8 protein-coding genes and 1 pseudogene are annotated in these 12,084 nt (G+C 49.9%); 7 read left to right on the top strand and 2 right to left on the bottom strand.

Annotation, left to right across the window (positions count from 1 at the left end):
• The first annotated feature begins 285 nt into the window (after positions 1-285).
• The 4 genes from VIM87_RS22170 (at position 286) to VIM87_RS22155 (ending at position 7,715) form a co-directional block, all read left to right on the top strand.
• Positions 286-1,641 (top strand): TolC family protein, encoded by a 1,356-nt coding sequence (locus VIM87_RS22170; protein ID WP_331999124.1) that lies wholly within the window; start codon positions 286-288, stop codon positions 1,639-1,641.
• A gap of 4 nt (positions 1,642-1,645) precedes the next feature.
• On the top strand, positions 1,646-4,828 hold the full coding sequence (locus tag VIM87_RS22165; RefSeq protein ID WP_331999123.1) for an efflux RND transporter permease subunit: 3,183 nt from the start codon (positions 1,646-1,648) through the stop codon (positions 4,826-4,828).
• A 14-nt stretch (positions 4,829-4,842) separates the two neighbouring features.
• Complete coding sequence (locus VIM87_RS22160; RefSeq protein WP_331999122.1) at positions 4,843-5,925, top strand: efflux RND transporter periplasmic adaptor subunit; 1,083 nt, start codon at positions 4,843-4,845, stop codon at positions 5,923-5,925.
• Positions 5,926-6,140: 215 nt separating this feature from the next.
• Positions 6,141-7,715: a hypothetical protein gene (locus VIM87_RS22155; protein ID WP_331999121.1), complete on the top strand. Its 1,575-nt coding sequence runs from the start codon at positions 6,141-6,143 to the stop codon at positions 7,713-7,715.
• Positions 7,716-7,859: 144 nt separating this feature from the next.
• Here the strand turns inward: VIM87_RS22155 and VIM87_RS22150 are convergent, their stop codons facing one another.
• Both VIM87_RS22150 and VIM87_RS22145 read right to left on the bottom strand, forming a co-directional pair.
• Positions 7,860-8,804 (bottom strand): metallophosphoesterase family protein, encoded by a 945-nt coding sequence (locus tag VIM87_RS22150; RefSeq protein WP_331999120.1) that lies wholly within the window; start codon positions 8,802-8,804, stop codon positions 7,860-7,862.
• Between the two features lie 329 nt (positions 8,805-9,133).
• Positions 9,134-9,946, bottom strand: a complete 813-nt coding sequence (locus VIM87_RS22145; protein ID WP_331999119.1) for a phosphatase PAP2 family protein — start codon at positions 9,944-9,946, stop codon at positions 9,134-9,136.
• 211 nt (positions 9,947-10,157) lie between these two features.
• Here VIM87_RS22145 and ureA point away from each other — a divergent pair, with 211 nt between their 5' ends.
• The 3 genes and pseudogenes from ureA to ureC all read left to right on the top strand — a co-directional run.
• Positions 10,158-10,460, top strand: coding sequence for an urease subunit gamma (gene ureA / locus VIM87_RS22140; protein WP_331999118.1), 303 nt, complete (start codon positions 10,158-10,160; stop codon positions 10,458-10,460).
• A gap of 25 nt (positions 10,461-10,485) precedes the next feature.
• Positions 10,486-10,782, top strand: a pseudogene (gene ureB, locus VIM87_RS22135) (urease subunit beta); the annotation flags it as partial.
• 110 nt (positions 10,783-10,892) lie between these two features.
• Positions 10,893-12,084 (top strand): urease subunit alpha (ureC, locus tag VIM87_RS22130; protein ID WP_414649660.1); only part of this gene is annotated, 1,192 nt, incomplete at its 3' end.

The following is a 12,084-nucleotide window of genomic DNA, read 5'->3' as shown; positions in this document are numbered from 1 at the left end:
AGTATGTTTTAGTGAAAAAGAAAAGAGATGGAATGTAAAATGTTGAATATTAAATGCTAAACCGACGAAGGAGGTTCATAGAGACCTTTTAAAAGACTTTATGAACGAGATAAATGCTGAATGTAAAAGTTGAATGCAGCGGTTAACTGCCTGCGCCTTTTACATTTAAGATTTTACATTTATTATTTTACATTTTACATTCCTCCACTTTTCTTTTTCACTAAAACATACTTTTTAATGATTTGCTATTGCAGAAACGCAGTAGGTATTGCCGTGTGCATAATTATGCTGGCAATACCCGCTGCTGTATGTGCCCAGCAGCCGCAAGGCTATACGCTGGGGCAATTAACGGATGCAGCTACGCATCACCTGCCGGCCATCTTACAAAAGCAGGCGCTGGTGAACGGCGCACGGGCCAATGTTACGGATGCCCGGCATACCGCTTTGCCTTCACTTAAGATCCAGGACGAGCTAACCATGGCCACCGCCAACAGCGCTACCGGCACTTATTTGCCAATAGGGGCAATGATCTCCACCTCCGGCGCTATCCGCGCGGATAATATTTCACAACCGGCCAGCGGCAATATTGGTATGCTGTACGGGGAATATGAGCTTATCAACTTTGGCCTGCGCAAAGCGCGGGTAACAAATGCCGAAGTGAATGAACAGCTAACGGAAACCGATCTTTCCAAAGATATATACCTGCTGAAGCTGCAGGTAGGCAAGCTGTATTTTACCATGCTGCGTAACCTGTACCAGCTGGGGGTAGATGAGCAGAATATTAACCGCTACAAAGCGGTGTACAACGTAATTCAGGCCATTGCCAAAGCCGGCATCCGGGCCGGGGTGGATTCTTCCCTGGCCCTGGCGGAGCTGTCGCGCGCACAGATCAGCTATGACCGTAAACAGGGAGAGATCACGCAATTGCAGCAGCAAATGGCCTTCCTTACCGGCATAACCGACAGCATCCGGATAGATACCTCATCGAAACGGTATGATGTGGCCTTAAGCCCGGCAGCCTGGAGTAATACGCCGGATACACAAAACCCGCTGGTAAGCTATTTCCGCAAACAACGGGAGCTGTATGAAGCCACCAATAACCTGATCAAAAAAAGCTACCTGCCAAAGATCCTGCTGGCAGGCGGTTTATGGGGCCGGGGTAGCAGTATTGATTATACAAATGCCGACAATTATAAATCAATGGCTACCGGCCTGGGTTACCAGCGTTTCAACTATGGGCTGGGCCTTGCATTCACCTACAACATTGTTGACCTGGTGCACCGGAAAGATAAGCTGGCCGTGAACAGCTATAACATACAGGCCAGCGATTACGGGCTGCAACAGCAGCAGCAGGCCTTAAATACGGCCCTGCACCAGGCGCAAACCGCCATTCAAACCGCGGAAGCCAGCCTGCAAAACCTGCCCGTGCAGCTGCAGGCAGCCACAGATGCGTATGAGCAAAAAGTAGCGCAGTACCGCGCCGGCATCATTAACCTGGTGGATCTTACCAATGCCTCTTTTGTATTGTACCGCGCGCAAACAGATTATGTGGAAGTGCTGAACGACTGGCTGCAGGCCAATCTAGACAAAGCAGCAGCTACCGGCAACCTGGACCTGTTCATTCAATCAATTAAAAATTAAGATTATGGTAAGGGCTGCTTTAAAAAGACCCATTACGGTGCTGGTGCTGTTCATTGGCTTACTATTGTTTTCGGTAGTGGCCATCCGCAGCATTCCCATCGATATTTTTCCCAAGCTGAATTTACCCACCATTTATGTGATAGAGCAATACGGGGGTATGTCGCCCAAGCAAATGGAAGGTTTTTTTGCCACCCGCATGCAGGATCAGTTCCTGTATGTGAATGGTATTAAGAATATTGAAAGTAAGAACACACAGGGCCTTTCCCTCATCAAGCTTACTTTTTATGAGAAAACGGATATGGCGGAAGCCTCTGCGCAGGTAGCGCTGCAGGTGAACCGTACCATGGCGTTCTTTCCGCCCGGCGCATTACCGCCGCAGGTAGTGCGTTTTGATGCGTCTTCATTACCCGTAGGGGAGCTGGTGTTCAGCAGCAAAACCCGGTCGCTGAAAGAAATGTTTGACCTGGTGCTAACCCGCATACGCCCGCTGTTTGCCACGGTGCCCGGCCTTTCTGCCTCGCCGCCCTTTGGCTCCAACGCCAGAACAGTAGTGATAAATGTAGACCCGCAAAAGCTGCGCACCTATAACCTTTCGCCGGATGAAGTAGTGGGCGCTATTGCAAAGAACAATACCATTACCCCTTCCGGTAACCTGCGGGTGGGTAATACCATGTATGTAACCTCCATTAATTCACTGGAAGAAAAGGTGCAGCATTTTGAGGACATTCCCATAACCACCAGCGGCGTTACTTCCGTGTTTGTGCGTGATATTGCCCGCGTATCAGATGCAGCGGATATTACCGTGGATTATGCGCTGGTAAATGGTAAGCGATCCGTATACATACCCGTGGTAAAAACGGCCGATGCCTCTACCTGGGAAGTGGTGCAGGCACTAAAAGCCAAGATGACGGAAATGAAAAGCCTGCTGCCGGATGATGTGAACATCAGCTATGAATTTGACCAGTCGGTTTTTGTAATGAACTCCGCCAAAAGCCTGATGACGGAAGGCTTGCTGGGCGCGCTGCTCACGGGTTTAATGGTGCTGCTGTTCCTGCGCGACTGGCGAAGCAGTTTAGTCGTGATCGTTACTATACCGGTGGCTATTTTAAGCGCGGTGTTCTTCCTGAACCTCTGCGGGCAAACCATCAATATTATGACGCTGAGCGGGCTGGCACTGGCTATTGGCATACTGGTAGACCAGGCCACTGTAACCATTGAGAACATACATCAGCACCTGGAAATGGGCAAGAATAAGCGCCAGGCCATCCTGGATGCCTGTTCGGAAATATCATTTCCCCTGCTGCTGATCTTGTTGTGTATACTGGCCGTGTTTGCGCCTGCCTTTATTATGAGCGGGGTGCCGCGGGCTATGTTCCTGCCGCTGTCGTTATCCATTGCGTTTGCCATGATCGTATCGTTCATTGCTGCGCAAACACTGGTGCCGGTAATAGCTAACTGGTTATTGAAAGCCGATATGTTCCAGCATGCACATGCCGGGCTGGCATTAAATGACCAGGAGGTAGATGAAGTAGAGGATCATCGTCAACACCCTCAAAACGAAGGTTTCTTTAACCGCATTAAAACAAACCTGGGTGCACGGTTGGAAAAATGGATGCCATACCGTAAGCTGATCGTGATCATTTACCTGGTGCTGGCATTAGGCGCTGCAGGTTTTTGTTTTGTAATAATAGGGAAGGACCTGCTGCCAAAATCCAATGTAGGGCAGCTGCAGCTGCGTGTGCGCGAGCCGGATGGTACACGCCTGGAAGTAACGGAACGCGCGGTAAAGGGTATTCTGCAGGTTATAGATTCCACGGTGCATAACAACGTAGCCATTAGCTCAGCTTACGTAGGCCTGGTGCCCAGTAATTTCGGCACCAGTAACCTGTACATTTTTACCAGCGGCACACATGAAGCAGTGATACAGGTGAACCTGGATGAAGATTATAAGGTAAAGATGGATGAGCTGAAGGATGAATTGCGGCAGAACATTTTGAAAAGTTACCCGGAGGTGAGGCTTTCCTTTGAGCCTATTGAGCTAACAGAAAAGATCATGGCGCAGGGCGCCTCTACACCCATAGAGGTAAAGGTGGCCGGCAAAAATTATAATGATATTATCAGCTATGCCACACGCCTGGTGCAGCAGCTGCAGCAGGTAAGCTACCTGCGCGATGTGCAGATAGCGCAGCCGCAGCATTTTAAGAACATTAACATTCGTATTGACCGGCAAAAGCTGGCGCAGATGGGTCTTACTATTGACAATGTATCCAAAAGCATTACAGCCGCTACCTCCTCCAGCCGTTATACCAATAAGAACCTGTGGCTGGATGAACATAGCTCGTACACCTATCAAACGCAGGTGCAGGTGCCGGAATACATGATGAACTCCTTAGCGCAAATGAGCGCTGTTCCGCTGGTGCCGGGCGCTATGCGGCCCGTGCTGTCAGATGTGGCTTCGCTTACAGTAGATACTATTCCCGGTGAGTACGACCGCTCCGGCCCCCGCCGCTTTGTAACGGTAAGCGCCAATGTATATAAGAAAGATCTGGGTACGGCTACAGCTGCGGTGCAAAAAGCTATTAATGACCTGGGTGAAAAACCTACCGGCCTGATAGCAGAAGTGCAGGGCATGTCATCCTTACTAACAGAAACACTCAGCTCCCTGCAAAACGGGCTGCTGGCGGCTATTGTAGTGATCTTGCTGCTGCTGGCAGCCAATTACCAGTCGTTCGGTTTATCCGTTACTGTACTGGCTACGGTGCCGGCTGTATTATTAGGATCATTGCTGTTACTGCTGGCCACCGGCGCTACGCTGAACCTGCAATCGTATATGGGCATTATTATGTCTACCGGTGTATCGGTAGCCAATGCCATCCTGATCGTAACCAATGCAGAGGCCTTGCGCCTGGAATATAAAGATCCGTTCAAAGCGGCCATTGTGAGCGCCAGCATACGCCTGCGCCCCATTCTTATGACCAGCCTTGCCATGATAGCAGGTATGATACCGATGGCCAGCGGCCTGGGTGAATCCGGTGATCAGTCGGCCCCACTGGGAAGGGCCGTGATAGGCGGTTTGGCGGCATCTACATTTGCGGCCTTGTTCATTGTGCCGCTGGTGTATGGCTGGGTGCAGCAAAGAACATCGTTTAATTCCGTATCCCTTTTACCTGAAGATTCCAATCATTAAATCCGTATAACATCATGAAACAATATATCATCATCATCACGTTAGCTGGCGGCTTGTATGCCTGTGGCTCCAGTACCGCTACTGAAAAAAAGAAGGCGGCCAAAGCCGCTGCCGCGCATTATGAAATAGCGCCGGTTAAAAAAGAAGGCGTATCAGAATCCATTAAGCTGCCTGCGCAGCTTACAGCCTACCAGGAGGTAAGCATTTTTCCCAAGGTAAATGGCTATGTGCAGGCCGTGCTGGTGGATATTGGCGCCAAAGTACATAAGGGCCAGCTGTTAATGACGCTGCAGGATCCTGAGCTGGAACAAACCAGCGTGCAGGCCCGTGAAAAATATGCACGCGCCCAGGCGGATTATACCATCAGCAAAGAAAATTACAGCCGCCTGCTGGAAGCCTCTCAAACCAAAGGCGCTATATCACCCATGGACCTGGCATCTGCCAAAGCAAAAATGCAGGCCGACAGCTCGTTGTGCAATGCTGAAAAGGCCAGCTGGGATATGGAAAAAGCCATTCTCAGCTACTTGCAGGTAACCGCACCTTTCGATGGCGTGATCACGGAAAGGAACGTGCACCCGGGCGCGTTAGTAAGCGCTGCCGGCCGGGAACAAAAGCCCATGCTGGAATTAAAGCAGGTAGACAAATTACGTTTGCAGGTGGATGTACCGGAGCATATTGCCTATTCGCTAAAGGATAAAACCCGTATGGACTTTTACCTGAGCGCTTTCCCGGGTAAAAAAATGTCGGCAGAGATTGCAAGGAAGTCGGACAACATTAACATTGCTTACCGCATGGAAAGGGTAGAGATGGATATTCCCAATAAGAACGGTGAGCTGAACCCCGGTATGTATGCAGATGTGATCCTGGATGCAGGCAGCAGCCAGGATGCGTTTGCTGTACCCCGCTCAGCCGTGGTTACCTCCACGGAAAGAAAGTATGTGATACTGGTGCGGAATGGCAAAGCTTTAAAGGTAGATGTGATCACCGGTAATGCCAGCGATGATAAAATAGAGATCTTTGGCGATTTTCATGACAATGATGAGGTGGTGGTGAATGCGAATGATGAGATAAAAGAGGGGCAGATAATTAATAAATGATTAATAAAAGATTAATGGACCATTAATTTATCACTAATTGACCAAATGCACGCGCAGCAAGGGTTTTGTTGAAAAAAAATCTTTGCTGCGCGTGCTGTTTTCAGCGGCGGGTATCTGAAATTTCTCTACATTAGCACTATCCTGTAACCATGCTTTTATTCGTTACCCGACTAAATTTCCACGTCTCAATTATTTAACCTTAATCTTTAGAAAAAATGAAAACCTTACATTCAGGTCTCCTGTTATTTATGATCCTGGCATCCGGCTGCGTTAAAAATGCGCTGGAAAAAACGCCGGCAGAAAACGTTAAAACCGCAAAGCAAAGCGCACTGGCAGCATCGCCGGCAGGGGATGTGGTAGGCAAGGTAACGGTGGGCTACCAGGGTTGGTTCTCCGCTGCCGGTGATGGTTCGCCGGTGAACAGCTGGGGCCATACCAATCTTGAAATGTGGCCCGATACCCGGGAATATACCAGCACTTATTCCGGCACGCCTTTTCCGCAGGGCGGGGTAGCGCAGCCGGGTTATACCGGTAACCTGGGCAACGGGCAGCCTGCCAGAATGTTCTCTTCCTACGATCAGTCAACGGTGAACGTGCATTTCCGCTGGATGCAGGAGAACGGGATCGACTGCGCTGCGCTGCAGCGTTTTGCCAATGAAATTACACCTGGCAGCACCATTAAAGCCCAGCGCGATGGTATGGCCACCCGTGTAAGAAATGCATCGGAAACCTACGGCCGTAAGTTTTACATTATGTACGATGTATCCGGCTGGGGCAACCTGGCAGCTGTAAAAACCGACTGGACCAACACCATTGCCGGTACGCTTAACCTGCTGTCGTCGCCCGCATATGCGCACCAGAATGGTAAGCCGGTAGTATCTGTATATGGGTTGGGATATGCCAGCCACCCATCCAGCGTAGCGGAAGCGCTGGACCTGATTAATTTCTTTAAGGCACAGGGCTGTTATGTGATAGGCTCTGTACCCGGCCAGTGGCGTACCGGCACCGGCGATTCCAAGGCCGGGTTCACGGATGCGTATAAGGCCTTTAACATGATCTCCGGCTGGGCTGTAGGCCGTGCGGTAGATGGTAATTACAACGCCTGGGTAACCGGCGACCGCGATTTCTGTAACGCAAATAATATGGATTACCAGCCCTGCGCTTATCCCGGTACTGCGTTTTATAACACCAATGGCAGCGCATCGCCTAAAAACCAGTTCCCGCGTAACCATGGCAACTTCCTGTGGGCGCAGTTTGCCACCTTCCGCAATGCAGGCGTGCAAAGTGTATACATTGCTATGTTTGATGAGCTGAATGAAGCCACGTCTATTTTCAAAGTAGCGGAAGATGCCTCTATGATCCCCGCCGGCAAGTATTTTCTGACGCTGGATGCCGATGGGGTGCACGTATCTTCCGACTTTTATTTACGCCTGGTAAATGATGGCGGTAAAATGCTGAAAGGGCTAATACCCTACACTACTACTGTGCCTACGCCTTTTGTAACGGGCAATGGCGGCGGCAGCGGCGTAACCTTTTACCAGAATATGAATTATGGCGGCGCTGCTAGCCAGGCGCTGCCGGTAGGTAATTATACCTTAGCGCAGCTGGCAGCCCTGGGCGTGCCTAATGACTGGGCATCTTCTGTAAGGGTGCCTGCAGGCCGTACGGTTATTATGTATGGGGATGATAATTTCTCCGGCCCTTCCTGGACGCTAACGGCCGATACGCCTGATTTTACCACGCTTAGTGGTAATGCAAATGATAAAGTATCTTCTGTACGGGTGCAGTAATAACGGTAATGGTTATAGGATTTCAATTAAGAATGAATAATTAATAATTAATAATCAAGCGGGCAGATTGTACGCGAGAAGAACTAATTCATATTCGTGAGCAGTTGCCTCCTTGATTATTAATTATTCATTCTTAATTATTCATTAAACGGTCCATCCGTAAGGGATGTACTCATTATCAAAAGTACCATCGTCATATAAATTCACCATGGCATAGCCGTTCTCTGTGTGGGAACGTACACCTTTCCACCAGTTGCCGCTGCACGCGCCGTTGCTGATGTAGGTTACATTGTTATACCGGATCTGCTCATACAGGTGTATGTGCCCGCTCATGCATACTTTCACATTCGGGTGTTTATCGAACAGTTCTATTAAACGCGGTGCGTCCGCATGCATAGTGCCTTGCCCCAATACAAAGCCCTGCCCGGGTTTGAACTTATTATCCGTTACTACCGCTGCAGCAGACACAATAGGTACGTGCGAGAAAATGATGATGGGCTTAGTGGTATTGGCTTCCAGGTCTGCCTGCAGCCAGGCATACTGTTCCTCATCCAGGAAACAGGTATACCAGGCGCCATCCGGCAGGGTTTGAATGCTGTCCAGCACAATAAAGTGCCAGCCGGCTTTATCAAAGCTGCGGTAAGGTTTGGGCAGGTGCATCATTTCCAGCGCATATTTTTTACCATACAGCGCATCGCCGGTTTGCCCGGCGCCCCAGCAATCGTGGTTGCCAATGCAGTATTCGATGGGCAGGCTGTTATCGCTTTTCATTAATCCGTGCCACAGGTTCCATTGTGTTTCCACACGGTCTTTAGGCTGTTTCAGCGCATCCATGATACAGTCGCCTGTATTCATAATAAAAGAGGGCTGTTCCTTTTGTGATTGTATGTGGTGTAAGCAGGCCGCTAAGCCTTTAGGAGCATTTAATTCAGGTTCCAGGTGTACATCGGTGAGGTGCGCAAAACGCAATACGCGTTTGCGGGCTGCTTTGGAAGGGGCGGCAGCAGCTGCGCGTAATAAACCGGCTCCGGGCAGGCCACTTAATACAGCACCCAGTCCCAGGCTTTTTATAAGGGAACGACGATCCATAATAATTACTTTTAGGTGTAAGACTATAGGACCGCAAACTTATTGGGTAGCAGTTACAAATGCCAGCGGCAGCGCAGGCTTAATGAAAAATTAATAGTGAAGAATTAATAATTAAAAGGGAAGGAGAGCGGGGAGGCAGACCCAAAAGGAATGTAAAATTATAAATGTAAAATTTCAAATGTAAAAGGGAATGCAGCGAACAGGGCGTTTACCTACTACGCTGCATTTCCCTTTTACATTTATCTCGTTCATAAAGTCTTTTCAATGGTCTCTATGAACCTCCTTCGTCGGTTTTACATTTATGATTTTACATTTTAGATTCTTTTTAGTCAGTTCTTTGCAATTACCAGGGAAAGGCCGGTAGTGCGCCAGGTAGGATCATAGTAGGGTAGCATCAGCATGCGGTTGCGGGCGGCATGCGGGTGCAGGAGGCGGTTCACATGCGGGTACAGCACATAAGCAGCCTGTGTGCTCAGGATGCCAATGCCTGCGCCGGCCACCACATCACTGAACCAGTGCCGGTTATTATACATGCGCAACGCACCGGTAGTAGCTGCAGCAGCATAACCGGCAAAGCCATACCAGGGGCTCACATCCTTATACTCCATGCGCATAAATTCTGCGGCGGCAAAAGCAGTAGCGGTATGCCCGCTGGGAAAAGACAGGTAATTGCTGCCATCCGGCCTCTGCTCACGCGTTGCCTTTTTCAGGAAACGGGTGCTGCCGGCCATTATAGCGCAGGAAATACCGTAGATGATAGAGCGGTCCCGGAAGTTATGCGCGCCTTTAACGCCAACAGCATTCAGCGCATATACTGCTACTGCAGGCGCCCATTGCAGGTGATTATCTATAGTAGTGGTATAATCCGCATGCTCCTGGATCTGGGCCTTGGTGCTGCGGTTCAGCTCTTTCAGCGGATGCGCGGCCAATGCAGCAAATCCATAAGCTACCATACCTGCAGCAACCGACATTCTGAGCCGGGGCGCATGATAGGAAACATCCGGGTTGAGCTTAAGCTGCGAAAAATGGTAGTGAACAGTTGTAGGTTGTGTAGTATCCGGCCTGGCTGTGAGTGATTGCGCCTGTACCCGGAGGGCGCTTACACATATACATGCCGCTACTGTTAGGCAGTGTAACTTCATAATTTGTATGCTGACAAATATGGAATGTTATTTTGTAGACATTCTGTATTGTCCTCTTGTTTATGTTGTAGGTTTCTTTTTGCAATATAAATGTTACGGGCTAACGTTAAATAGCATGTAAGGGTTATTTCTTTCCTCCGTATTGGTAAACCTGGGTTACCAACTCAAAAAAAAATATTGTACTTTTCTGTCTCTAAACCAAGATCTGTTTATGCACTTAACAGCAAGAGAAACGGAGAAGCTGCTGCTGCACGTAGCCGGCGAGCTGGCAGAAAAACGAAAGGCCAGGGGATTAAAGCTCAATTATCCGGAAGCCATTGCCCTTATCAGCAGCCGCCTGCAGGAAGCTGCCCGCGATGGCCGCAGCGTGGCGGACCTCATGCAGTATGGCGCCACCATCCTTACCCGCGCGGATGTAATGGAAGGCATTCCTGAAATGATCCACGAGATCCAGATAGAAGCTACTTTCCCGGATGGCACCAAGCTGGTAACCGTGCACCATCCCATCCGTTAGTATAACGCTCTAAACAAAACCAACCATGATCCCCGGAGAATATTTTCTGAAAAAAGAGAACATTATTGCCAACAAGGGACGCCGCACCATTATATTAAGAGTGGTGAACACCGGCGACCGCCCCGTACAGATAGGCTCCCACTGTCATTTTTTTGAGGTGAACCGGCAAATGGCCTTTGACCGGCAGGCTGCTTTTGGCATGCGGTTAAATGTGCCTTCCGGCAATGCAGTACGTTTTGAGCCCGGCGAAGTAAAAGAGGTAGAGCTGGTGGAGCTGGGCGGAGCCAAACGGGTAATAGGCATCAACAACCTGGCACAGGGTATTACCACCGATGCTGCTGTAAAACAGCAGGCCCTGGAAAAAGCGCAACAACAACACTTTAAAAACCAATTGCCGTGAGCCTGAATATAGACAAGCACAAATACGTTAGCATGTACGGGCCCACCACCGGCGACCGCGTGCGTTTGGCAGATACAGACCTGATCATAGAAATAGAAAAAGATTACCTGCAGCATGGCGATGAGGGTAAGTTCGGCGGCGGCAAAAGCATCCGCGATGGTATGGCGCAATCCGCCACAGCGCTGCGTGCTGAGGGAGTGCTGGATTTTGTGATCACCAACGTGATCATCATTGATCACTGGGGCATTGTAAAAGCAGATATTGGCATTAAGGATGGCCGCATTGTGGGCATTGGCCAGGCAGGCAACCCCGATACCATGGATGGTGTAACTCCCAACATGATCATCGGCGCATCTACCGAAGTACATAACGGCAGCAACCTTATAGCCACCGCAGGCGGTATTGATACGCATATACATTTTATTTGCCCACAGCTGGTAGATCATGCGCTGTTCAGTGGTATCACTACTATGATCGGCGGCGGCACCGGCCCTGCTGATGGCACCAGCGCTACTACGGTTACACCGGGTAAATGGAATATACAACGCATGCTGCAGGCCGCTGAAGCTTATCCCATGAACCTGGGATTTTTCGGTAAGGGCAACTGCGCTACCACCGCACCTTTGGAGGAGCAGGTGGAAGCAGGCGCTTTGGGTCTGAAGATCCATGAAGACTGGGGTGCTACGCCCGCGGTAATAGACGCTTCCCTGAAAGTGGCAGATAAGCTGGATGTGCAGATAGCCATCCATACCGATACGCTGAATGAAGCCGGCTTCCTGGAAGATACCATGAACGCCATTAACGGCCGCGTGATACACACCTTTCATACAGAAGGCGCGGGGGGCGGGCATGCACCGGATATTATCCGTGCAGCCTCTTTCCCGAATGTGTTGCCGGCATCCACCAATCCTACCCGGCCTTACACGGTAAATACGATCGATGAGCACCTGGATATGCTGATGGTTTGCCATCACCTGGATAAACGGGTACCGGAAGATGTGGCTTTTGCTGATTCCCGTATACGGCCCGAAACCATTGCTGCTGAAGACATTCTGCACGATATGGGCGTGTTCAGCATCATGAGCTCTGATTCGCAGGCCATGGGGCGTGTAGGCGAAGTAGTTACCCGTACCTGGCAAACCGCTGATAAGATGAAAAAACAACGGGGCGCTTTACCGGAAGATGGTGGAACGGAAAACGACAACTTCCGCGTAAAACGTTACG

It is taken from the genome of Chitinophaga sp. (assembly GCF_036569125.1).
Lineage (GTDB): Bacteria > Bacteroidota > Bacteroidia > Chitinophagales > Chitinophagaceae > Chitinophaga.
The sequence above is the reverse complement of the archived record's forward strand: the minus strand, read 5'-3'. Positions and strand labels throughout refer to the sequence as shown.